The organism is Runella sp. R0.1_18, from assembly GCF_057652155.1.
The window spans coordinates 88,666-112,722 of record NZ_JBYFCK010000019.1 but is presented as its reverse complement, the minus strand read 5'-3'; the positions used below and the strand labels follow the sequence as shown (position 1 = coordinate 112,722).

The window sequence follows — 24,057 nt, the reverse complement described above, 5'->3', positions numbered from 1 at the left end:
CTACACTTACTGACTTTTAATCACAATTACTAAACACGTAATCACTATGAAAAAGCGCTCATTATCGCTCTTCGTGTACGTTCTAGCCCTTACGGCAGTCATGTACAATTGCAAAAAAGGGGATCCACTAGAACCCGATACCCAGCTGGTAGAAGAACTGACAAGTGTCAAGATGGACACGGTGACGTTGACCAAGCCCGCGCCTGTCACCAGTACACCTGCTACCGTCACGCCTTCGGCCCAAGCCACCGCCGTGTCTGGTGGAGTTGCCTCCATTGCCAGCACGGGGACGGTACCTGCTACCGTAACCACTGCCGCCAGTGAGGTGAAGGCCGCGATTACGCCCGCTGAAGTAACCAAACTCGCCACGATTACGCCTGCTACTATCAGCACTGTAGCTAGTGGAGGGGCACTTCCTGCCGACCTTAAAAGCATCTTGGACAAAGCGGGCGCCGATCCAAAGCTGAAAGCTTACTTGCCCACGTTTACATTGCCTACGGTCAACGGCAAAGCCATTCCTGCCCGTACGGGAGGGGTAGAAGGCATTGCCCATACCGATGGTATTGATGGAATCAACGCATCACCTGAGTGCATTGCCAAAGGGCAAGAGGCGTTTGATGCCAAAAAGGCGGAATTAGATAAGACCAAGGCGGATGAACTAGCGCGTGCGCAAAGCGCCTACACCACAGCGACAAGTGGTTTGACGGCGCAAGAAACTACCTGCAAAACGGGGGTGACCAGTAAATACAAGCCCCTCCGCGACGGGGCGCAAGCAGCCTACGCTACTGCTGCCGCCAACATCGCTGCCGCCAAGTCGGTTTTGGGCGAAGAAACGGCCAGTTTATTAGAAGCCCTCAATGCCCTTGCGTTGTTGGGTAACTTAACAGTGGTGAATAACCTAGAGTCGGCTGAAGGAAAAGCCTGTACGGAATTGGTAACGGCTTTGCGCAGTGCCGCCGATGCTGCCAAGAAAATCAACGAAGACGCCGTAAATGCCAACTACCAAAAAGCGTTGAAAGAAGCCGAAGCGAAAAAGGGTGAAGTGATTCAGAGTTGCCACGACCAAGGATAAGTGATGGATGGTTTTCTGTAAATGCACCGACCTATGATTGGCATTAGATGCTACCTAGTACTGGGGATACTGGCGGGTTTCTCTGGTTGGCTAGGCGCGCAAAACAACCTTTCGGGCAAGCCTGGTTTGCTCTTTACGCCTTCGGCGGTTGCCCTGAAAGATGGGGACTTTCGTTTTGGGTACAACTATAACCCCATTCGTTACGGATTACGTGCTAGAACAAAAAACCCCGAGCAAGTGTGGTTTGCCCACGTGGCGATTTTGCCTCGGTTGGAACTGACGGCCACGCTCTTACAGATGTTGGATTCCGACGTTCGGGACGTCAGCGAAGGCATTGGCGACCGCTCCATGGACATTCGGTATTTGCTCTTGACCGAAAAAAAATACCGTCCCTCCGTCGCCCTTATTATGACAATCCCATTCACGATTGACGGGGCCATGCTTACCCACGTCGTAGTAGCCACCAAACATTTCCAATTGCATAAAAACTGGCAACTAGAGGCCAACCTCGGTTTGGGAAGTCCGTATTTTATTTACCGACAAGGCAGCACCCACACCAATAATTCGTTTCTTTCGGGGTTTAGGTGGCAAAAGAAGAGTGAATGGCGTTATAAAAATCACTACCTCGAAGGTCCCTTTGGGGGGCTGGTGTTGCATTATCAGCACAAATGTGGAGTAATGGCCGAATACGATTCCCAACACCTCAACGTCGGCGCCTATGCCACACTCTGGCAACATTGGACGGTGCAAGCAGGATGGCTTAACGGCGATCAGTGGATGGTGGGTACGGCGTTAGGAGTAAATTTACTAAAACAACCAAAGCGTTTTCAAACTTCTCCTAAGCTTTGAAGAATTACTTATACTACCTAGGAACAGGGGTACTTTATTTTTTGCTGGGATTGGCTGCCTGCGCCCAACAAAACCCAGCAGGGGTGGAGTTAGAAAATATGTCATCGACCCACGGGACAGTAACGTACGAACAACGTCTGTATCGAAACCCTTTTCGAGGATTTGAGCGCGTACCATGGCGATCGTCAGATACGCTTGCATTGTTCGGTTACGCTCCGATGATTCAAGGGATAGTGGTCGGCCGTTATACGCTGGATAATGTACTTCGAGCACAGCCAGTAACTGCTTCCGAACGCCACGCGTTCCAACCTGAAAAGCGGTTTCTGCTGCAACGAAACTACCGATTTGATTTTTGGCTCCAACCCGTTTTTGCCGCCAAATTTGGGAATATTAGATTTCCAGTACGGAGTAACTCCAGTATATTACTACAAAGTCAGTTGTACCTGTGGCCAGGTATGAGTTTCAACTGGGGCATATTGCTACCGTTGAGCAACGATTTAGATAACCGTCCTAAAATTGTGCGGCCTGCTCCCCTGTTTTTAAATCAATTTTACGCCCGAGGAACCCATTTTTTTAGTGGCTCCGCAGGTTCGTTTCACAACGACCAGTACGGAATCAACCTCCAGTACCGTAGAAGCGACCTCCAGACCCCGTGGTCATACGGCCTTGAGTTGGGCTTGACGGGCATGTACTATTACCCTCGGGGGGGGCTGTATTACGAAAAGATGGATAACCTACTCGCCTTAGCTGATGTAGAATACCGTTTTCAAAAAATAGACTTGTTATTGAAAGCGACAGCAGGCCAGTTTTTATACGGCGACAAAGGGGTGCGCTTTGATTTTATTCGTCAGTTTACAAACGTAGAAATAGGCTTGTTTGCCGTTGCCACCCAAAATGGCTCTACGGCAGGGTTTAATTTTGCCATCCCGATTCCGCCAGGTAAAATTGTCCAAACCCGTGGCTTTCGATTGCGTACAGGGGAAGAATTTCGCTGGGAGTATTTGTATGCAGGGGGCTTTAAAATAGCGGAGCGGTACCAAACAGGTTACCAACTCGACCAACGGCTTCGTCAGTATCATCAATGGTACTTAAATCGCCAATATCAAAAATGAAATTTGTTGCACTCCTTTTATGCCTGTTGATGGGGTATTCGTCGGTTTTCTCCTCTGAACCCACTAGGACTCCATCGAAGTGGTGGCCGCAGGGAGTGAGCGTACATGCGGGGGTGACGGGGGTAGGGGTACAAGGCGCTTGGCGGTTGCCCAAATACCCGCAGTGGGTAGTACGCGTGGGAGGGAGCTACATTAGCTACAAAAAACAGCACCAAATTGATTTGGGCGACAGTTCTATCGTTGAGTTTCGGCCCGATTTTGTCATTGGCTTGGTGCAGAGTTCGGTCAAATGGCAGCCTTTTCGTCGTTCGTCATTCTTCCTAACGGCAGGGGCAGGCTACACTTGGCGGCCCGACGTTCGGCTTCAGCTCCAAGCATTAAGCCCCATTGAATTAGGCGGCATCCAAATGAAACCCGAAGAGTTTGGCACCATCGACCTACGCGTTCGGTGGTCTTCCGTGGTGGGTTACGCAGGCATGGGCATGGGGCGTTCGGTTCCCAAACGCCGTTGGGGCTTTGGTTTTGAGTTAGGTTGTTATTATTTGGGCAAGCCCAAACTAAGCGCTGATTACGAAGGGTTTTTAGAAACCACTACCCTCGACGAACAACTCCCAATGATAGAGCGCAACATGCGGGGGTATCGGTTTTTACCCAACCTCCAATTCGTTATTTCGTATTCGCTCGTTAGAAAAACTCAAAAATAATGTACCGCATTTCGGCGTTTTGTTTGCTCTTCTTTTGTTTTCTATGGGCGTGTAAAAACCCCTTGGATGGCTTTGAGCTGCGGTTCAAGAAGCCATTTCCAGTGGCGTTGGATGTGCAGTATTACACCAAAGGCGGATTGGAGGTGCCTACAGAGTCGCAGGTACTGATTACGGGCCCTGATGCGGGAAGAGTCATCACGACGGTAGAAACCAAGAAGTTTCGATTGACGGGAGACGGGACGTTGTTTTTGTCGATAGATTCGTTAGGCCCCCGCCCCTCCGAACAACAGCCTTTACGCTTTACGGTGGTGGTCAAATCACCTGGGGCGTTGGATGCAGTGTTACCCGTTGAGCTGAAGGCTGATAAGCAACGGTCGGTTACGTTGGTTTTTCAACCCCAAGAGGCAGTCAATACGAAAGTAAACGTTTCCCAACGGTCGAGCAGCAATGCGGGTCGAATCGACGCTGATTGGATACTCGAAACCCCTGAACTTGTGGGGGCTGCTCAATCAAAAGTCAAAGCTACGGTTTCGCAAGGAAGCATCGTAAAAGATGCGGTGGGAAAAGAAATTTCGGGGAATTTAACGGCCAGATTTCAGGTAGTGGACATTACCAAACCCCATGATAATTTTTTAATCAACCCTATTAGTAACGCTACCATTGCCCGCCCTCTGCTCAAAGATGGTAGCGGAGTGGCTAGTAACCAGCAGTTTACGCAACTGGCGGGGGCTTTTTTGCTGCAAATTTACAATGAACAGTTTCGTCTTGTCAAATCCTTGACCAGCCCCATCAAAGTTCGGTTTTCTGTTTCTTCACAGCTTTACCATCCGCAAGAACGGCGTTTGGTTAAAGAAGGAGATGAAATTCCGCTTTACAGCTACGACGCGGCGACAGATACATGGCAAACGGAGGTCTTTGGTAAGGTAGTAAAAGCAACAGATGGAAGTTTGGCTTACGAAGCTGAGCTGCCCCACTTATCGCTCTGGGTAGCAGGGTTTACCAAGCAAAAATGTGAAACGGGGCCGAGTTTTAAAATCAAAAGCAGCCTCCCCGCTACCGACGTACAGTATCAGTGTGAAGTACTCGCCGACGGTACCAATACGCGTTTACAAGTATTCAAATCGACGATTAATAACGGAGAAGTGATTCGGGTAAACGGTTTAGAAAGTGACCAATATGTACGATTACGAATATCAGATGCGACAAGCTCGGCCACGGTTACCTCAGAAGTAGTCAATGGATGTGGTGGTACTGAACAAGTGTTGGATGTGTCATCGTTCAAAAAACAGATAGTCAAATGCACGAATGGGCCAGGCTTTCAAATAAAGAGTAACCTTCCAACAAGCGATTACCGTTATAACTGTGTCGTTATCAACGCGGAAACGAATGCCACCCTTCAAAGTTTTCAAACGACGGCCAACAACGGGGAGGTGATTCGACTCAATGGTTTAGATAGTGACCAGAAAATTCGTTTGAAGCTATCGGACATTGTAAGTAGTGCCGTGGCAATCTCTGAATCGGTGGATGCGTGTGCCACCTCCGTACAGCCGTTGGATATTAGTTCGTTTAAACTTCCCCCGCAGCGTTGTACGACGTCGCCCATTTTTAAGATACAAAGTACCTTACCCGTCAGCGACCGTACTTACACCTTTGAAGTAATAAAACCTGATTCCAAAAATCGTTTACAAGTGTTTCAATCGACGGCCAACAACGGAGATTTTATTCGTCTGAGTGGGTTATACGACAATACGGGGCCGATTCAGTTACGTATATTTGACATAGTTAGCGCGACGGTTGCCACTTCTGCCGTGGTAGAAGCGTGCAGTAATACCACCTATTTACTGATTCTCGAAGGGTTTCAAACCCCCGCACCTCGTTGTGCTTCGACCCTAAATTTTAGAATAAAAAGCAGTTTGCCCAACAGTACGCACCAATATACTTTTGAAGTGATTAATGCCAAGACCAACGGTACGATGCAAAAATTCCAGTCTTCGGCCAACAACGGTGATATTGTTCGTATTAATGGCTTGTACAGCGATGAAACGGTTCGACTACGGATAACGGATTTGTTTAGTACAGCTACTGTCCAGTCTGTTGGTTTGGCGGCATGTACCACCACTACGCAAGAGCTCGACCTCGCTTCGTTCAAAGCTCCGCCTACCAAGTGTGCCACTCCGCTGACCTTTACGGTGAAGAGTAGCTTGCCAGTAAGCGATCGGGTATATGATTGTGAATTGCTTAATGCCACTACAAACGCGATAATGAGGTCATTTCAGTCCAAAATAAGTAGTGGTAGTTCAATAAGAATCAGCAACTTAGAGTCAGGTGTACAGGTGAAATTGAAAGTTTATGACAACCAAAGCTCGGCCATTGGAATCTCAAGTGCAGTAGATCCTTGTTCGGCCACTGCCCAAACGATTGACTTGTCGGCGTTTAAGGTGCCATCAAGTTTACAGTCAGGAGAAGTGCGTATTACGTTACAGTTCCCTTGTAAAGCATTGGATGAGCCCAAACTTCCGACCCGAGAGCTATTTGGAAGGTTTCGGGAAACGGGCACTTTACAGTGGAAAAACTTGCCAAGCATGAAATATATATCGGGTCAAACGTCTTTCAGCATTGTTACCGATTTATTGGTTGTTGGCAAAACCTACGATTTTCAAGTTGGGCCTGCGCCAGGCTACTATTCCTTCAGCGAAAATGCCTATACTCTCCGAAAAGCCGATTGGGTGATACGTATTGATACGGATGAATATTGCAAGAAATAGAGGTTTTAATATTCGACGATTATGACAGTATTAAATGTAGTATCACCCTCGCCTGATTTTCGTATCAGGCGACGAAAAAATCATTTAAGGTTATTAAGTGATTTAGTCGCAATAAGCATTATATATGTTTTGAGCTCGCTCTTTTGTCAAAGGATGCTCAATCAAGTGACTGTACTGGTTATTATTGGACTGCTTTTAACGTGGTATTTTTCAAGCAAGTTTGTTAAATTATATGATAGTTTTAGATTTTCACTTTTTATCGATGAACTGTTAATTTTAGTCCCTAATCTTATTGTTCAATTAATTGTATTAACTGTATCATTATTTTTATTGAATGACCACCAAAATGCACGAAGTTTTACAGTTGTTTATACTCTTTCTCTGACGGCATTTGTTGCGGTGAAAATGTATTTTACACGGAGGCTGTTATTGTACTGGCATATTAAAGGTGATTACCAAAAAAAGATTGTCGTGGTAGGTGATTTTACTTCAGTGCACGAGTTTATTGATTTGGTACAAAAAAAACCACAGTATGGCTATAAAGTTTCAGGAGCGCGCGTTCATGATTTTGTTAAAAATGATAAGATTTTATTAAAAGAGACACTAAGTTTTTTGCAATCTACATCCACAAATGAAGTGGATGAGTTAGTGATTGCGATCCAAAAATTTAGTGAAACGTACGTAGCGGGTTTAATTGAATGGGCAGATAAACAGGGTGTCCTTGTTAAGTTTACTCCTGGCTTCTTTCAGTTAAATGCGTCACGCTATTCGTTTGAATTATTTGGTCAATACCCGTTGGTAACGGTACGAAGTACTTTGCTCGATTTGAACTATTGGCAGGGAATAAAACGAGCTTTTGATGTTGTTTTTAGCGTATGTTTTTTGTTGCTGATAGCATCGTGGTTGTTTCCAATCATTGCGCTTGCAATCAAAATTAACTCCAAAGGCCCCGTGTTTTTTATTCAAGGTCGTTGGGGACAAAAAGGGAAGATTATCAAAGTGTGGAAGTTTAGGACGATGTATCACGGCGCATCGACCATCAAAAAGGAGGGAGGCTTTAGCCAAACCACTTCCAATGATCCACGGGTGACGCGTGTCGGTCAGTTTTTGCGCAAAACCAACTTGGACGAACTACCGCAGTTTATCAACGTTTTTTTGGGAAGTATGTCAGTAGTAGGGCCTCGTCCACATGCCACAAAGCACAGTGAAGAAACCCTACCGTTGATTGATAATTACATGATTCGGCACCGCGTGAAGCCAGGTATAACTGGTTGGGCGCAGGTAAATGGCTACCGAGGCGAAACCCACGAGATTGGTCTGATGCGTAAGCGAGTAGATTATGACATTTGGTACATCGAAAACTGGAGCCTTTTGTTAGACGTCCAAGTGATTTTTAAAACGGTGTACAACATGTTCAAAGGTGATCCGCAGGCGTACTGATCAAAACTGCATGACCGACTCAGCAAACTACACTTTCTGTTTAATGACTTCGAAGGCGGCGTTGTATTGACTTTGTACTTTTGCCATTGATTGTTTTACGCTCTTTTTAGCTGCGCCATAATCTGCTACCGTTTGTAGCAGCCTGTCGGTGATTTGTTGTCCCGTCGTCTCTTCAATCTCAAACGTCCAGTCTTTCAGTCCCAAGTCATAATACATCTGCCCCTTGATGGTGTCTTGGGGCTGACGTAAATAAAAGGCGGGCGTACCATTGGTCAGTGCAATGATGGGCGAATGGCACTCATAGCTCAACACAGCGTGGGCGTGGGCATACAACGAAGCGGCTTCATCGGGAAGCCAATAGCCGTGTTTTACCACCAATGGCTTGACGTCGTCGGGCAATGGGTTCACCAACAATTCATCAATAATATCTACTTGATAGGTCATTTCGGGGCAAACCACGATTTTGTTGCCCGTCTTTCTTACCCACGCTACCATCGCTTCACGGACTTTGGCGTGGTCGATTTCCTTCCACTTATCATTGAGTTCGTTGACTTGCTTGATACGTTCTTCACTCCAGCCGCTAGGCCTGATTTTATAATAAGGCGTCACGCGGAGGCGGGGAATTATGCAGATGAACTTGCGATGTTCCAACTTGTTTTCTTGAATAAACTGATTGGCTTTTTGGTCGTCATGGATTTCCAAAACAAAAGTTGCATCAGGCGCAAAAGCGATGTGCGGCCCTTGTACGCCCGCATCTTTTAGCTTTTGAATAGAGGCGGTTTCTCGCGTAAAAATGAACGAAGCATGTTGTAAAAGTTCTTTCAACGAAGTCGAAACATCCTGAGTAGTCACACCAAAGATACCAAAAGGCTTCTGGGTTTGCTTGTGCCAGGCTTGTAGATAATCGGTCGCAACAACGGAAGGCCCTGAGCCATGAAGGAAAAAATCGGCCGTTTGGAATGCCTGTTTGACTTCGTCCGTTTGGGGCACAAATTCCTTATCTACTGCCCCGTGAATAATCGTTACGTCGGGATAGTATTTATTGAGCATGGTTTCTACCATCTCACTTTTGCTTTTTTTCCAAAGGATAATCTTGGCTTTGGGAAGGCGTTTTTTCAATAAGCCAATCAACCCTGGCGTGTGGGCAATGTCGCCGATGTTGACATCTTGCCAACCCGACGTAATGAGTAATACGGGGTTGCTTTTCTGGGTTGCTTGCGACAAAAAAGGAAGCATCGCAGCTGCTGACAGCAGGCTGGTTTGTTGTATAAATTGACGACGATTGAGGGGCATGAGATTGGTTTTTTATGTGGATAATGATATACCTAGAACCTCCTCAAACCCCATGCCTTTAGGCTGGGGAAATAAAAGAGGTAGAATTTATTGGGCTTTAGCCCTGATTGTTACTAAAAAAGTCAAGGCTAAAGCCTTTAATTCTACTTAGCTAAGTCATCGCCAGTTTTTTCACGACCAGCATGGTTTCTTTTTGGCGGCTTCTGACAACATTCATGGCTTTTTGAGCTTTGGTTTTGGCCGTTTTGTACTCTTTATAAATTGCCAATACCGCTCCTGTGATGTCGGTAGAAGGAGCTTGGTCGATTTCAAAAAGCCATTCGGGTACGCCAATATCCCGAAACATCCACCCTTTACGACCGTGTTTGAGCGGACGGGCATGAACCACAGGCACGCCCAATGCCAAGCCCATAATGAGCGAATGGGGCTCCATTCCAAACATCGTGTGCGCTCGGGCATACACCGACATGGCTTCGTCGGCACTCCAAAAGGTTTCGCGACATACGACTTTGGCCTTGATGCTATCGTCCAATTGGTCGTAAAGCATCGTTTTGGCATACTTAGTCTCTTTTAACGCCTCGGGTGCAACCAAAACTTTCATGCCCGTAGTAGCAACCCACTGATTGATTAGGTCTTTTACTTTGCCCAGCCGTAGCGTATCTTGTTGCTGCTGCTCTGGTGTTGGCGCAGGGTTCATCATGTCTCCCTTTCCCGTCGTGTTTAAATGCGGCGTATTGGTACGCACTACTACTACCAAAAATTTCCCATCTTCCAATCCTGCCTGACGGAGATAGGCAAGCCCCTTGGCTTCGTCCCGCACGTCTATGCCAAAACATCCGTCGGGGCCAAATTCAATAATGGGCGTTTTGAACTGATTCTCTTTCAGGAATTTGACCGACTCGGTATCACGACAATAGATAAAAGAAGCACGACTCAGTACATCCCGAAAAAGTGATAATGCGGGCGGGGCAAACTTATCGAATGATTGCCCGTAAAGTCCAAAAGGAATGTTGTTTTCGAGGCAATAATAAAAGGGAGCAAGATTGGACATAACTCCAGTCCATTCATAATTGAACAAACCATAGTTCATCGACATTCCTGAGTTATGAATATATACGTCGGCTTGCTCGAATGCCGTTTTTAGTTCTCCTTGCAAACCTTCATCTTGGTTGAAAAACGCCCCATGCACGATTTTTACTTTTGGGAAATTCTTGGCAATCAATGCTTCTGTGACAGGCCGAGATTGGGCGTGCCACAAGATAATTTGTGCTTCGGGGATATGTCTTTCCAACAAACGTAAAGTGCCAGGCGTATGACCAATGTCCCCAATGTTGTTGTCGTTCCACGACGAGCGGAGTAGTATGGTGGGGGTTTTCGCGAGTGGCTTTTCAGGTACGCTCAGTCGTTCCTGTAGAGGCACTTGAATAGTAGTGGCTGCAAGGGTTGAAAGTTTAAGAAAATCTCGACGGGAAGTAGGCATGGCGTTTTTGGGTTTAGGTTGTAAAGACATTCTTTTTCAAGACATTCATGGTTTGTTCTTGCCGTTGTTTCACAAATGCTTGGGCTTTCTTAACCTTCATTTTTGCGGCTTTGGGGTTCTTAGCCATTTCGAGTACCGTGGGGACAATTTTGGCGACATCATTTGGCGTGTCCATGTCGAAGAGCCAATCGCCCAGCCCAATGTCTCGCCACATATAGCCTTTGCTAGTCTGTTCGTCAAATCGACAGACGATGGCGGGGATTCCCTGCGCAATACACATAATAGGCGAGTGCATTTCCAGTCCAAACAAACCCGCCGAACGAATGTACGTACTCACGGCTTCGTCGGTAAGCCAGTATTTATCTCGCCACACCACTCTCTTTTTGACATCCTCGGGGAGTGGGTCGTAGAGCATTTCTTTCCCAATGCGCATTTGGGTCGCATTTTCGGGCACGAGCAATACTTTGAGCGGAGTTTGGCGTACCACTGCAATGATTGCCTCCCGAATGGGGGCGTTATCCTGCTCTTTCATTTTTTCGTTGTGGGCGTGCTTGGCTTCATTGATACTTTGCTTTTTGGAAGGCAACTCCCACCAAGGGGAAAACCGTACTTGAGGAATCGCGCACAAAAACTTACCCGTTTCGAGGTCGTGCTCCCGCAAAAAAGCATCAGCCGCTTGGTCGTCTCGGACATCCACGGCAAAAGCGCCGTCGGGGCAAAATTCCATGATGGGGCAGTTGGCGCTGTGTTTTTTAGCAAACTCCATGGATACCGAATCCCTGAAATAAGCAAAACGGGCTTGGGTCAAGAGCTCTATTTCGAGAGGGGTTACCTTTTGTCGATCTTCTGGGAATCCATAAACGCCAGGAAACGTAATCCCGTAAATGCCGTAAGGTTTGCCCGTGGTTTTGCGCCAACGCTCCACGTCTTGCTTCGCTACCAACGAGGGGCCAGAGCCATGAAGTAAAAACACACATTCCGTAAATGCCTGTTGAATCTCCTCTGGTGTTTGGATGATGCGTAGTTTCGGGAAACGCTTTCGCAGCATTTCTTCTACACCGTTTTTGACATTAGAAGGCCAAAGACGTACTTCTACTTCGGGTAAATATTTTTCTAAAAGCGTCAGCACGCCTGGTGTATGGGCAATGTCACCAATGTTTTCCGTTTGCCAAGACGAACGCAAAATGATGGATTTAGGCACCGCAGCGGAAGCTTCTCCCAACGCCACGTGCAAAGAAGCGGCGAGGAGGGAGGTTTGTTTTAGAAATGTTCGTCGGTTGAGTGTCATATTCATCTTGAGAATTTAATTTTACACCGCAGAAATTCGCAGAGCTTTAAAACCGCTGATTTTCGCTGAAAGCCAAACATCTGCGCCATTCTGCGGTATTAAATCTGCGCTGGTCTGCGGGTAAAATTTAATTGATTAATAGCCTGGGTTTTGCTCAAATTTTGCTCCCGTATTGGCATCAATTACTTTTTGGGGAATGGGCCAAAACTTGTTAAAATCTTGGATTGTTTTGCCCGAAGAAGGACCATTTGCTACCGATGGCTCTGAATTATATTTTCTCACCCTATCCACCAACCGACCCATACGAATCAAGGTGCGCAATCTTGGCTCTTCCACAATCAATTCCCGCGTTCTTTCGTCCAGAATAAAGTCTTCGGTAACTTTTGTCGCACTGATTAAGGTAGCTTTTGCTCTTGCCCGCACTACATTTATGTCTTTCGCCGCATTTTCTAAATCACCCTTTCTAAAATAAGCCTCAGCTCTTAACAAATAGGTTTCGGCAACCCTCATGCGGCTGAAATCTTTAGACGTATTTCCCGATAATATGTCGTTATTGATGGAAGAACCCTCAATTTTTCGGAAATAAGGGTAATATTGGCGCAATGTATCAATGGCTATCGTCGTGAGTGTTCCGTCGTTACGAGCCACAAACAAATTGCCATTAGCTGCTTTTTTGACAATCATCGGCTTGCCAAAGTACTCTTTATCCGCAGGGTTATTGTAGTAAAAAGTGCGTCGGATGTTATAAACCGAATTTCTCATGTCTTTGGGGTCCAACGTCCACACGTCATATTTAGCGTAGTTGGTAGGTGAGTTGACGCCAATACCTCGCCCTATGCTATCAGCTACGATATTTAAAGTTCGATTGGGAGTTTGTAATCGGTCGTATTCGGGGCTCCAATACCGAATGCTGTTATTGGCAGACGAAGTTGAAAAACTCCCGCCTACGTTGGTGCTTTCAAACTGCCACGCCCACATTACCTCTTTGTTGCCCACCGAGTAGTTGATTTGCCCGTTGGCAAAAAGATCAGAAAAAACATCGCCAGGTCGCGAAGCCGCCGCGCCAAACCTCACCGTCATAATTTGATAATCACCCGCTTCTTTATTAATCACTTTGCTGGCCGCCCCGATGGATTTATCGTAGAAGGAAGCATCCTTAGATTCCATGCCTAGTGAGATATAAATTTCGCTCAATAAGTGAAACGCCGCCGCTCGCGGTATGCGGCCGTCTTTGACTTGTAGCGGCAGTAAAGTGATGGCCTCTTCCAAATCTTTGGCCGCAAAATTGAGTACTTCGAGCCGAGAGTTTCTTATAAAATCAAATTTAGGTTCGGTGATTGTTTGCTTTACAATCGGAACACCGCCATAAATATTGGCTAAAAAATTGTAGGTATATGCCCGAAAAAACAAAGCTTGTCCTTTGATGTTGTTAAGGTCTTCGGTTTTAATGCTGAGGTTGGGGTTATTGAGACCGTCGAGAATGGTGTTGGCGCGTAAAATCATGGTTTTGTAGGCCCAATCCCAATACACAATGGTTGCATCTAAGTTGGGGTTGAGAAGACTGTAATCTTTATTCCCGCGCGAGTCGTTTCGCCCCCATTGGGTTTGGTCGGTTCCTACGGTCATGTACTCAAAATTGTTGGACGCAATGATGTGTTCCTGACGTGATCCTTCGTATAAACCTACCACAGCGGCATCAAACCCTGCGGTGTTGGTCAGTAAATTTTCAGGGCTGAATCTATCCAAAGGCACTTCTTTTAAAAAATCGTCATTACAGGCACTGGTCATACCCAAAAGTGAGAGAAGCAATAGCGTTTTATATGTTGATTTCATGTTTCCTGAATGTTAAAATGACATGTTGATACCACCAATGAATGTTTTGAGCAACGGGCCATTGCTGCCTGGGTCGCGGCCGCCTCCACCAAACTCAGGATCCCAGCCGTTCCATTTGGTCCACGTAAATAGGTTTTTGCCGCTGATATACACTTGAAGATTGGAAATCTTGAGCTTCTTCATGAACGCATCCGAAAAATTGTAAGACAACGACACGTCTTGTAATCGGGTGAAACTGCGGCTTTCGTAAAAACCATAGCCGAGCGGATTACGGTAGTTGATTCTTGGATAGGTATTGATGGGGTTGGAAGGCGTCCAGTACGGAACATTGAGAAAATTGGCTTGGTCAAAAAAGTTGGAACCTGGATTTACGAGCGAGTTTGAACTGTAACCTCCTTCTCTGATATTGATGGTAGAAGACAGACTGAACTTCTTGTAGTTGATAATATTGGTAATTCCCAAAATAAAATTAGGCTGATTGCTGTGCAATACCGCTCGGTCTAAAGGCGTAATTTTGCCGTCAGGCACACCATTGGGGCCACTAATGTCCTTAAATTTTATGTCTCCAGGCTTAGAACCTGGTATCAGCGACAAATCGTCTCCTTGCTGAAAAATTCCGTCAAATACGTAGTCGAAATTACTGCCCAACGGCTGCCCGATAAACCATCCACTCGCAATGTCATCGTCTTCGATTCCGTCGTTGTTAATGTCCCTACCCGTGAGCTGTACGATTTTGTTTCTATTGAGTGAAAAAGCGAGGTTGGTATTCCATCCCCAATCGCCTCGTTCAATATTTTTGGTTTTGAGGTCTAATTCAAATCCTTTGTTTTTGGTTTTGCCAATATTCCGTAAGAAAACCTCAAAGCCGTTGGTGTTGGGAATCGTTTGATTGAGGAGGAGGTCGAAGGTATTAGATACATAGAAATTGAATGAGCCAGAGATGCGGCTGGAAAAAGCCTGAACGTCGGTGCCAATATTGAAACTTTCGGTGGTTTCCCAACCCAAATTCGGGTTGGCAAGCGTAGTAGGGACTAGGCCGATTGATACGGGCTGGCCGTCTCCAAAAACATAATTCCGCTGACCAACTTGGCTCAAAGACGAGTACTCGCTCACGCCTCGGTTTCCGTTACGCCCCCACGATGCCCGAAGTTTTAAGAAGTCAATCTTTTTAACATCTTTCATAAAACCCTCGTCACTCACGTTCCAGCTAAAAGCAACCGAAGGAAAAGTTCCAAACTTACGTCCTTCCCCAAAGGCCGAAAATCCGTCTCTCCGTACGCTCAAAGTAAAGAAGTATTTACTTTTCAGCGAATAGCCCAAGCGTGCCATGGACGAGATTTGACGGTTTTGGGTCGCGCCTACGTCAATGCTGTAGCCTTCGCCAATTTCCAATGAATTGTAGCCTAAGGCATCGTTGAAAATATTTTGGCTTGATAAAAATGAAAACTGATTGGATAACTGATAAATACCATAAAGTACTGTCAAGTCGAGGCTGTGGTCTTGGGCAAATCGGCGCTGGTACTTGACTATGTTTTCTAAGGTGAAATTTTGGGTTTCTCCGTGTCTTTTTGAACCTGAACCCAGGCGGTTGGTGGGGGCATAGGTAGGCGCATAAGCAAACGTTTTGGAGTCGGTTCGGGTGTAGCCACCGTTGAGCTTATAGGTCAAGCCTTCCAGCAAGGTTACATCGGCGTAGGCATTGGCAAATAGGATGTTAGTGATGGATTTGTTGGTATTCAGGAGCGTTCCTAACAATGGGTTTGCCACCAAGCCCCAGTTTTGTGGAAGGGGATTGGGCGAAACCCCATCTTCTAAATATAAACTTGCAAAAGGACTCAAATAAGAAGTTGGAACAAGGCTGGCCCTTACCCCTGAATTGTCTCTGGACGAATACCCAGAATTGATGCCCAACTTGAGCCAATCAGTGGCCTGTACGCCCAAGTTTAATCGGCTCGACAAACGATTGAAATTATCACCTTTGACGGGCGATTTAGAGTCGGTATAAGCTCCTGAAAAAAAGTAACTTACCCTGTCTGTTTTTCCCGAAACATTGAGCTCATAATTCGACATCGGAGCACTTTGTTTGATTTCTTGGAAAGGGTTGATTGTTTTTCCTGCGGCAATATTTGCTTGCTCAATCACCGAAAACGGCACACTTCCTCCTTCGGCTTCTTCGGCATCTTTGCGGGCGGCCAAGTACTGCTCGGGCGTGCGGTAGTTAGGCAAAAAAGCATAATCTGACGCCCCCAAATAGGTAGTGAATGTAAACTTAGGCTTGCCTGATTTTCCTTTTTTTGTGGTAATCTCAATGACTCCGTTGGTCGCCAATGAACCATAAATGGCCGTCGAACTGGCATCTTTCAGAATGTCGATGGTTTCAATGTCGTTGGGGTTGATGTCTGCCAAATTCCCTCCTGCATAAATAATACCATCCAATACGATAAGGGGAGAGCTATTGGCTGAAATAGAGTTGATTCCTCTGATTCGTATGGTTCCTGCTTGCCCAGGGCGGCCATTGTCAATGACCTGCACCCCCGCCGTTGTTCCTCTTAGGATTTGCGAGGCGTTGGTGTTGGGCTGTAATCGGGTCGCTTCTATGTCCACACTGGCGATGGCACCCGTCAGGTCTTTCTTTTTCTGAGTTCCGTATCCTACCACCACCACTTCTTCCAGCGATTTGTTGTCAACGTTTAGAGCGATAGGTAGTTGAGTGTGACTGCCCACCACCACCTCTTGCAATACATACCCCACAAAACTAAAAACCAAAACGGCATTGTCGTCGGGTACACTTAACGAAAACTCCCCGTTAGGATTGGTAGTAGTTCCTCGCTGAGTTCCTTTGATAATCACGTTTACCCCAGGCAAGGTTTCTCCTTTTTCGGCATCGGTTACTTTACCTTTGACAATTTTATCCACTACCTGATTGGTTTCAGCTACGGCAGGTGCGAGTGCTTCTATGGTTGCGGGAGAGGACTGGCTCAAGGCTTTTGGGGAGGACGGAACGTCACCTTCGGGAAATCGTGACGCATTTTGCTCCGACCTCCTTTCTGTACGTTTGTCGGTAATGACGTAGCCGCCATTTTTTGACTTTTTGTAATATAACCCCAAAGGTTTCAGCAGTGCTTCGAGATTTTGCTCCAGTTTCGCATTAGGATTGACTATATTGCTCATTACAATGAGTCCGTCAACGTTGCGGTCAAAAAAAAGAATATCTACCCGATACTGATCTTTAAGCTCTCGCAACACATCCTTGAGTTTTTTTTGGGCGGGCTTTTGGGAGGTATCTTTGCTGTGGTTGGTTTGCGCACTGGCCAAAAATTGGGCAAAACTTGGCTGTACTCCTCCCAGCAATACCCCCAACAACAGGGTTTGTATTGTTTTTTTCATTCTAAAAAAATGTTAGGGTTATGGATTGGTGGTTATGATTATTTTCTTCCCTGCTTTCTGGTAAGAAAGATTAGCCGCTTCGGTAAGTGTTTCTAAAAGTTCTTCGGCATTATGTGCCGTAAACGACCCCGTAAGTGTCCATTGAGCAAGTTCGGTCTCGGGGATTTCGACAGTTACGCCAAAATTATCTTTAAACAATTGGGCTACTTCCTGCAACGTAGTTTCTTCAAATACAAACCGATTATCTTGCCAAGCGGCGTAGTTTTGGGGAGCTTGGGTTTGATGTAAATTAACTTTCCCCCCTTCTCTGAGCGTAACTAAGTCACCTGGTTTCATCACAATTTGTTTTTGTTTGTTGCCTTCCTGATACCTTAGTTGGACTTTCCCTTTGCTTAGAACTACCTTCGCAACCTTGGGTCGGGTATTTACCACAAATTCGGTTCCTAGCACTACCACATCAAACTCTTGCCCTGTTTTGACAATAAACTTTTGATGATTTGGCAAATGTGTCACCGAAAAATTAGCCTCGCCCGTCAGATATACTTCACGGGTTTGGTGACCAAAACCAAAACGTGGCACTCGAAGCGACGAATTGGCATTGAGTACTACTTGACTCCCGTCAGTCAGTGTCAAGCGCTGGGTTTGACCATAAGTGGTATAGTAGTTTTGGTACTGAATAGCATCTCTAAATAGCCAACTACCCACTAATAATATCAATACTACCGATGCCGCTGCCCAAAACCACAAAGGCAACCGCCGAGGAGATAATTCCAATGTCTCTACCTCTTGTCTTTGGACTTGATAGCCACCTACTCGTTCTTGGTGCCGAACTAGGGCGGCGTTGGCATCGGCCATGTACTGTGGATGTTCGCTTTCCCACATAGCCAAATACGCATAAAACAACTCGCGATTTTCGTCGTTTTGTGCCCATTCCTCCACCATTTGCTTCTGGAAAACAGTAGCTCTACCAGCGAAGTAATTGAAAAGCATTTCTTTGGTTATGTGCATCTTCATGATGAAATGATTTAAAGACAAGACGTGTTGAAACGTCGATAACAATTAGCGATGTGGATTGACAGTTTACTTTGTTTTTTGCTTCAAAACCATCCGCCACCAATAAGCACTATGATAGCCAGCCACTTATCTTTCAAAGAAGTCCGAATCTGACGGATAGCTTGGTACAAATGAGCCTCAATGGTACGCAGGGATAGGTTCAGTTCATTGGCAATTTCTTGGTACTTTTTTCCTTCAAAACGGTGCATAACATAGATCTGGCGGCGTTTCAAAGGCATACTATTGATGGCGTTTTCGACATCATGATAGAGTTCTTCGTACTGAGTAATGGAATCAGGCTCGTAGGTTGTGGCTGTCGAAAACTGCGTGGCATTGTCTAAAGAGGTATTTCGACGCATTTCATTTCTTACGTAGTCGAAAGCACGGTGCCTTACCGATGTAAACAAAAACGCCCGAAAAGAAGTAGTAATGGTGCGGTATAAATGCTGTGTATGAAACTCGAAAAAAATATCGGAAACAATATCTTCCGCAATGGCTTTGGAAGAAACATAACGTACGGCATGGCTGCATAACAATGGATAATATTGCTGAAACAACAACGCTATGCCAGTGTCGGGGTTGGTCTCAAATGCGACTCTAATCATCCGTTCGGGGTCAAGCACCGTATGTTTGGTTGAGGGGTTTACCTGCTCATGCCTCCCAAAAATCGGTTGCGCCTTATCTTCTTCTTCCATAGTATGCTTGACCATTCTCATTTTCTATCTAAAGATAAGTTTTTTCTTGGAAACGTTTTATTTAAACCCGTGTTTTGAGATAGACGTTTCTGCTCGAAAAAAACACTTAGTGAGAAATGAGTTTTTTTTGCTTATTTATTAGATTTATATCAAAAGAAGGCGTTGGAGATACCAACGCCTTCTTTCTTAACAAACTATTGCAAAATTATTTTTACGGTTTCTCCTGATTATCAACAAAAGACAAACTTGAACACCGTTTGCTCTTTTACTCTAATGCCAATACCTGTTTACCTTCCAGCAGTTTGGCTTTCAATTGGCCATAGTTTACGTTTTGAATCGTAGTTTTATTGTCTAGTGCGAGCGCCACAGCTGTACCCGTCGATTGCCCCAAAATCATAAAAGTCCATTCCAGGCGAATCGCTCCGTAAGCAATATGACTTGATGAGGGGCAAGTAGGCGTAATTAAGTTGGTACATTGGGATGCTTTAGGAACCAACGATCGGTACGAAATTGGCAACGGTTGCCAATAATCTCCCCCAAACACAAACCCTTCGTTGTAAGCGTAGCCGTATTTGACGATGCGCCGCACGCTGTGTACATCTGTAGGCCAATACGCCATACCGATAGGGTCAGATACGGGCGTGGGGTTTTGTTTTTTGACATGATGTTCCGTAATCACGTAATCAGACACCATACGGCGCGCGTCACGTACATAAAACATTCGGGGCCAGCCGTCATTGTCAGTAAATTCGTCTTTGGCCAATCCCCAACTAGCCCATTCTTTTTGCAGAGCGGAGTCGAGTTGACCTACTTCAGAGTCATTGGTTAAGAAATAAAAAAGCCCTTGCGTAAACGTTTTATGTTCTTCCAATATCCTTTCTCGTACAGCGTAGCTACCTTCTGGGTAGTCGATATTCATGCCGTAGAGGTTATGCGATAGGTCGTGCCACGCACCTAAGTCCGTTTTGTCGTTGGGGAGTCCCGCGCCAGGCCGATACAATTTTCCACCTGCTTTGATATACCGCAGATAAATCTCGTATTGACCTCGGTCGTAGTCCTTAGGTTTGGTAAAAAGAATTTGATTGTCAGGGTTTTTGGTCAAACACATCCGAAAACAAAACGCCTGTAGGCGTTTATCTCCCGCGCCAGGTGTTCCTAGAGGTTCGTTCTGAATCGTCGGAATTAACCCACTGTTTGGGTCATTGGGGTCTTTATAAGGGTTTACTTTGACCAAAAACTGTGCATGATCGGTTTCGGCACGAATACCGTTACGGGTTTCATGGTAAACAGAATTGGCCTCACGTCCTACCGTTGTACTGACACCAGCCCGCGCTAGTAAATCTCCTTCAATGGTCGCATCTACGAAGAATTTTCCCTTGAATACTTCTCCTTTTTCGGTACGAATTTCGGTAATAGTGGTATTTTTTTTACTTACTGCTTGGGGCGTTTCGGCCAAGCGCCTCCCCAGAAATACTTCAATTTTGTGTTCTTTTATCCAATCATTAAACACCTTTTCCGCTACCTTCGACTCAAACCGCCAGAGACTTGTGTTTTTTACTTTGTTTTTGAGCGCACTCTCAAAAGCCTCTTCTCTTCCATAGACTTTGGCGATACGGCGATAAAACTCCAAAGCCAGTCCTCCCACGGCGGGGCTATTTTGGAAATCTTTATGATTGTCAATGTCAGTTCCACCAAGCCCTTCTACACTCATTCCGCCAATGTGCTTAGTGGGTTCGAGAAGCGCTACACTTTTCCCCATTTTGGCCAACTGAATCGCCGCCGTCACTCCCGCTGCCGTTCCGCCATAGATGACCACATCGTAAGAAAATTTGGTTTTTTGGGGCTGAAATGAAGTAAGCCCCAAAAAAGTGAAGAACAACGTCAGTGTTTTTCTCATTTTTTACCATCTTTTTCTCCGTCCCAAATTTGGTGATTAATGCTCAAAATCACTCCTTTCTCTTTCAAATTTGTCTGTAAATCAGCGATGTTTAATTTCTGAACGGATTTTTTTTGACGCGCGGCCATCGCTGCGGCAATGCCAGCACTATTTCCTAGCTGCATCCAGGTACATTCCACCCGTGCTGAACAAAACGCGACATGCGACACCGATAAGCATACTGGCACAAGTAGATTGGTGCATTCTTGCTGCTTGGGCAAAATAGTACGGTACGAAAATTCGTAGGGTTTGGTCAATACTTCCCAGATTCGTCCTTCATTGACAAATTGGGTTTTAGATACAGCCACGCGTTGTACGTGATGACTATCTATCCAATGGGAGCCCAAACAAATCGCATCAGGTTTTGTACGTTCTTCCAAAATATCCTTTTGGGTCTGCACCAATTCGCCCTTCATTCGTCGTGCCTCACGAATGTATAGATAATAGGGGAAATTTCCGTTGTCCTTGAACTCATCAGCCGTAAGACCGTATTGATTTACCGCATCGTGTAAATTACGTGGGACCGAGGGGTCATTGGCCAAGTAATATAAAAGACCCAAAGTCCAGTTTTTATGGTCGTCATAAATAGTTTGTCTTTCGGGATAATCGGCATCGGGGTAGTTGACATTCCCGCCAAAGTGCCCTAAAGAGATGATTGATTTCTGTTTGTTGTTGGTTTCGTATTTCCCTTTGGGATAATTCCAACCGTACAAATCAATGATGTCTTTGAACTTGACATTGGGCTCATTTTTAAGCCATCGCGAAAGCAATATATAACGCTGAGGTTCGTAACGTTCGGGTTTGGGAAAAGGAACTCGGTCGTCTCTTGTTGACATCATCACCCGAAAGTTATAATTCATCACTCGTTTATCGGCTTGCCCTTCGGTAAGTGTGCTTCGCTCGGCAAATCCAGGTAGTAGTTTGCCATTATCATCATAGGGAGAAGCTTCAATGGGAGTATCAATAAACCTTACACCCGCCAATGACTCACCATACTGGTCTTTGCTTTCACGCCCATAGGTGTAAGATACTCCCGACCGTGACATCAAATCTCCTTCATAGGTAGCATCAATGAATACTTTGCCCGTAACGGTGGTGCCGTTTGATAATGTAATGGTCTGAATAGCAGCATTTTTCTTTCTTACTTTTTGGGCAAATGCTTCATAGACAACCTTGACGTTTGCTTCTCTCAAAAGGTCATTGAAGACTTTCTCGGCTACATGCGATTCAAAGTAAAACTCGGTTTTAGGTTTTCCGTAAAATTGACTCATACGACTATAAAACTCTAACGGTAATCCCGAAATAGTTTCTTCAATCATGTGTTCAGACTCGGCAGTGCCAATACCGCTGGTATTTAGTCCTCCGACATGTTTTGTCTGCTCTATGAGCATCACTTTTGCTCCTTCACGAGCGGCAGCCACGGCAGCAATGACACCGCCTGGTGTGCCGCCATATACCACTACATCGAAAGAAGCCTGAGCATATACAATCCAAGTATTCAGTATTAATAAGAGGGTAAGACAAATTTTCATATTAAAATAAAAGTGTAAAAGGTGAATATCAAAGCCATTCTGAGGGGTTAACCTTTAAGCTCAGAATGGCCATACTAGTATCAACAATCAATAACCAGGGTTTTGTACCAAAGCTGGATTTACATCAATCTCTTGAATTGGAATAGGATAAAGCAGGTGCTTTGCTTCGGCATTTATTCCTATTTTTTTCATCTTTTCAATGTATTTTCCTGTTCTTAGCAAATCCCAACGACGATGTCCTTCAAAACAAAGCTCCCAACTTCTTTCTTGCCAAATTGCCTCACGCAATTGTGTTTGAGTCAGGTTACTGAAGTCTTTTAAATCTGTTGGCGTTTTTCGTGCCCTTGCCCGCACGGTATTAATGGCTGTATAAGCCTCGGTGGTAGGGCCACTTAATTCATTGAGAGCTTCGGCATACATCAACAATACATCGGCATAGCGAATAACTAAAAAGTTGTTTCGCGCCGACTGCGACCCACAAGCCTGTGGATCCCAATATTTGTCCAAATGAGGCCCCGTACGTGAGGCTACTACGGTGCCGTTGGCTATTTTTTTCTCATAAATCACCGTTACGTCTTTCCGTAAATCTCCTGATAAGTATGAAGCCGCGTGCTGTGGTACTACTTGATAGCTTCCCCCCGTCAAATTAATAGGATAGCTGAAGTATATCGAAAAATTCACGGCCATTGGGCTGCCATACGCAGGCAAGACACAACTGTACTGAATCGAAAAAATATGTTCAGGGCCATTCTCTTTTTCGGGTAAAAAGACATCCTTAAAATCAGGGACTAAAGCGTATGTTTTTGAATCTATGACCTCTTTTGCTTTAGAAGCCGCATTGGCCCAGTCTTTACGGGTTAAATATACCTTTGCCAACATGGATTTAGCTGCCCCAATCGTTGCTCTGCCATTTTCGGAAGCTACGGTATATTTTACTGGGAGCGTTTTTTCAGCCTCTTGTAAATCAGAAATTATTTGCTGATAAACTTTTTCGGCTGGTTCGCGGGGGATTTGCACATTGATAACATCATTGGAAACACTCGTTACAAGGGGTATATCTCCAAAAGCTCGTACCAAATTAAAGTAGGCCAACGCCCGTAAAAACTTGGCTTCGCCCACAATTTGATCCCGTAGCTTGGTATCCATCGTAATCTTAGGAACATTGGCAATCACCCGATTGGCGCGGTCAATTAATACATAACTATTGGTGTAAAACCCATCAAACAAGCTTGTGCCACTGTTAAATAGATTCTTATGTATTTCATCTCCACTGCCATTGTCTTCGCGTACTTCACATTCATCACTATTGAGGTCTGCCAAATTAATCATGGTCATGCCATAGACATTTTTGAGTCGGTCATATACGCCATTGATGGCAGAAGTGGCGTCGGCGGCAGAATTAAAGGAATTTGATTCTTCAAAAAAACTGAGAGGCACCTCCTCCAAATTTTTTTCACATGCTGTCAACAGAAATACTGTGAGCAATGCTGAAAGTAAGGTTGTATTTTTCATCTTTAATTTTTTTAATCTGATTAAGTATGTGTGCAATAATAGACTTTCCAAGTTTTAGGCTCATACTATTGATAATCAGAAGAGTTATAAACTTGGAAAGTCTCGA

Annotated in this window: 16 protein-coding genes; 6 read left to right on the top strand and 10 right to left on the bottom strand. The window is 45.3% G+C overall.

All coding sequences use genetic code 11. The features are described from left to right. Positions 1-46 precede the first annotated feature (46 nt). The 6 genes from AC23P2_RS25135 to AC23P2_RS25110 are packed head-to-tail and all read left to right on the top strand — an operon-like array spanning position 47 to position 7,942. Positions 47-1,072 carry a hypothetical protein gene (locus AC23P2_RS25135; protein ID WP_487775743.1) on the top strand — a complete coding sequence of 342 codons (1,026 nt, stop codon included), beginning with the start codon at positions 47-49 and terminating at the stop codon, positions 1,070-1,072. A gap of 33 nt (positions 1,073-1,105) precedes the next feature. Then, entirely contained in the window at positions 1,106-1,921 is an 816-nt protein-coding gene (locus tag AC23P2_RS25130) for a YjbH domain-containing protein (RefSeq protein WP_487775742.1), read from the top strand. Beyond that, positions 1,918-3,033 carry a YjbH domain-containing protein gene (locus tag AC23P2_RS25125; RefSeq protein ID WP_487775741.1) on the top strand — a complete coding sequence of 372 codons (1,116 nt, stop codon included), beginning with the start codon at positions 1,918-1,920 and terminating at the stop codon, positions 3,031-3,033. Before AC23P2_RS25130 ends, AC23P2_RS25125 begins: the two co-directional genes overlap by 4 nt. Next, positions 3,030-3,737 (top strand): hypothetical protein, encoded by a 708-nt coding sequence (locus AC23P2_RS25120; protein WP_487775740.1) that lies wholly within the window; start codon positions 3,030-3,032, stop codon positions 3,735-3,737. The genes AC23P2_RS25125 and AC23P2_RS25120 overlap by 4 nt, the downstream gene beginning before the upstream one ends. Then, positions 3,737-6,502: a hypothetical protein gene (locus tag AC23P2_RS25115; RefSeq protein ID WP_487775739.1), complete on the top strand. Its 2,766-nt coding sequence runs from the start codon at positions 3,737-3,739 to the stop codon at positions 6,500-6,502. Before AC23P2_RS25120 ends, AC23P2_RS25115 begins: the two co-directional genes overlap by 1 nt. A 21-nt stretch (positions 6,503-6,523) precedes the next feature. Beyond that, positions 6,524-7,942, top strand: a complete 1,419-nt coding sequence (locus AC23P2_RS25110) for an exopolysaccharide biosynthesis polyprenyl glycosylphosphotransferase (protein ID WP_487775738.1) — start codon at positions 6,524-6,526, stop codon at positions 7,940-7,942. Positions 7,943-7,969: 27 nt separating this feature from the next. Here the strand turns inward: AC23P2_RS25110 and AC23P2_RS25105 are convergent, their stop codons facing one another. The 10 genes from AC23P2_RS25105 to AC23P2_RS25060 form a co-directional block, all read right to left on the bottom strand. Continuing rightward, positions 7,970-9,235, bottom strand: a complete 1,266-nt coding sequence (locus AC23P2_RS25105) for a polysaccharide pyruvyl transferase family protein (protein ID WP_487775737.1) — start codon at positions 9,233-9,235, stop codon at positions 7,970-7,972. A 151-nt stretch (positions 9,236-9,386) separates the two neighbouring features. Then, positions 9,387-10,715, bottom strand: a complete 1,329-nt coding sequence (locus AC23P2_RS25100; protein ID WP_487775736.1) for a polysaccharide pyruvyl transferase family protein — start codon at positions 10,713-10,715, stop codon at positions 9,387-9,389. A gap of 13 nt (positions 10,716-10,728) precedes the next feature. Next, a complete protein-coding gene (locus AC23P2_RS25095; protein WP_487775735.1) occupies positions 10,729-12,009 on the bottom strand; it encodes a polysaccharide pyruvyl transferase family protein in 1,281 nt (426 codons plus the stop codon). A gap of 129 nt (positions 12,010-12,138) precedes the next feature. Next, positions 12,139-13,836: a RagB/SusD family nutrient uptake outer membrane protein gene (locus AC23P2_RS25090; protein WP_487775734.1), complete on the bottom strand. Its 1,698-nt coding sequence runs from the start codon at positions 13,834-13,836 to the stop codon at positions 12,139-12,141. Positions 13,837-13,848: 12 nt separating this feature from the next. After that, positions 13,849-17,223 (bottom strand): SusC/RagA family TonB-linked outer membrane protein, encoded by a 3,375-nt coding sequence (locus AC23P2_RS25085; RefSeq protein ID WP_487775733.1) that lies wholly within the window; start codon positions 17,221-17,223, stop codon positions 13,849-13,851. An 18-nt stretch (positions 17,224-17,241) separates the two neighbouring features. Next, the gene (locus AC23P2_RS25080) at positions 17,242-18,237 is read right to left on the bottom strand and encodes a FecR family protein (RefSeq protein ID WP_487775732.1); all 996 of its coding nucleotides are present in this window, start codon (positions 18,235-18,237) and stop codon (positions 17,242-17,244) included. 83 nt (positions 18,238-18,320) lie between these two features. Beyond that, positions 18,321-18,986, bottom strand: coding sequence for an RNA polymerase sigma-70 factor (locus tag AC23P2_RS25075; RefSeq protein WP_472487550.1), 666 nt, complete (start codon positions 18,984-18,986; stop codon positions 18,321-18,323). 250 nt (positions 18,987-19,236) lie between these two features. Continuing rightward, complete coding sequence (locus tag AC23P2_RS25070) at positions 19,237-20,868, bottom strand: FAD-dependent oxidoreductase (protein WP_487775731.1); 1,632 nt, start codon at positions 20,866-20,868, stop codon at positions 19,237-19,239. Next, a complete protein-coding gene (locus AC23P2_RS25065; RefSeq protein ID WP_487775730.1) occupies positions 20,865-22,439 on the bottom strand; it encodes an FAD-dependent oxidoreductase in 1,575 nt (524 codons plus the stop codon). The genes AC23P2_RS25070 and AC23P2_RS25065 overlap by 4 nt, the downstream gene beginning before the upstream one ends. Before the next feature lie 87 nt (positions 22,440-22,526). Next, positions 22,527-23,951 (bottom strand): RagB/SusD family nutrient uptake outer membrane protein, encoded by a 1,425-nt coding sequence (locus AC23P2_RS25060; RefSeq protein ID WP_487775729.1) that lies wholly within the window; start codon positions 23,949-23,951, stop codon positions 22,527-22,529. Between the last annotated feature and the right edge of the window lie 106 nt (positions 23,952-24,057).

Bases quoted from the DNA above. Each gene is read 5' to 3' on its own strand.
- AC23P2_RS25135 (WP_487775743.1), top strand. From the start codon at position 47: ATGAAAAAGCGCTCATTATCGCTCTTCGTGTACGTTCTAGCCCTTACG.
- AC23P2_RS25130 (WP_487775742.1), top strand. From the start codon at position 1,106: ATGATTGGCATTAGATGCTACCTAGTACTGGGGATACTGGCGGGTTTC.
- AC23P2_RS25120 (WP_487775740.1), top strand. From the start codon at position 3,030: ATGAAATTTGTTGCACTCCTTTTATGCCTGTTGATGGGGTATTCGTCG.
- AC23P2_RS25115 (WP_487775739.1), top strand. From the start codon at position 3,737: ATGTACCGCATTTCGGCGTTTTGTTTGCTCTTCTTTTGTTTTCTATGG.
- AC23P2_RS25110 (WP_487775738.1), top strand. From the start codon at position 6,524: ATGACAGTATTAAATGTAGTATCACCCTCGCCTGATTTTCGTATCAGG.
- AC23P2_RS25105 (WP_487775737.1), bottom strand. From the start codon at position 9,235: ATGCCCCTCAATCGTCGTCAATTTATACAACAAACCAGCCTGCTGTCA.
- AC23P2_RS25100 (WP_487775736.1), bottom strand. From the start codon at position 10,715: ATGCCTACTTCCCGTCGAGATTTTCTTAAACTTTCAACCCTTGCAGCC.
- AC23P2_RS25095 (WP_487775735.1), bottom strand. From the start codon at position 12,009: ATGAATATGACACTCAACCGACGAACATTTCTAAAACAAACCTCCCTC.
- AC23P2_RS25090 (WP_487775734.1), bottom strand. From the start codon at position 13,836: ATGAAATCAACATATAAAACGCTATTGCTTCTCTCACTTTTGGGTATG.
- AC23P2_RS25085 (WP_487775733.1), bottom strand. From the start codon at position 17,223: ATGAAAAAAACAATACAAACCCTGTTGTTGGGGGTATTGCTGGGAGGA.
- AC23P2_RS25080 (WP_487775732.1), bottom strand. From the start codon at position 18,237: ATGAAGATGCACATAACCAAAGAAATGCTTTTCAATTACTTCGCTGGT.
- AC23P2_RS25075 (WP_472487550.1), bottom strand. From the start codon at position 18,986: ATGGTCAAGCATACTATGGAAGAAGAAGATAAGGCGCAACCGATTTTT.
- AC23P2_RS25070 (WP_487775731.1), bottom strand. From the start codon at position 20,868: ATGAGAAAAACACTGACGTTGTTCTTCACTTTTTTGGGGCTTACTTCA.
- AC23P2_RS25065 (WP_487775730.1), bottom strand. From the start codon at position 22,439: ATGAAAATTTGTCTTACCCTCTTATTAATACTGAATACTTGGATTGTA.
- AC23P2_RS25060 (WP_487775729.1), bottom strand. From the start codon at position 23,951: ATGAAAAATACAACCTTACTTTCAGCATTGCTCACAGTATTTCTGTTG.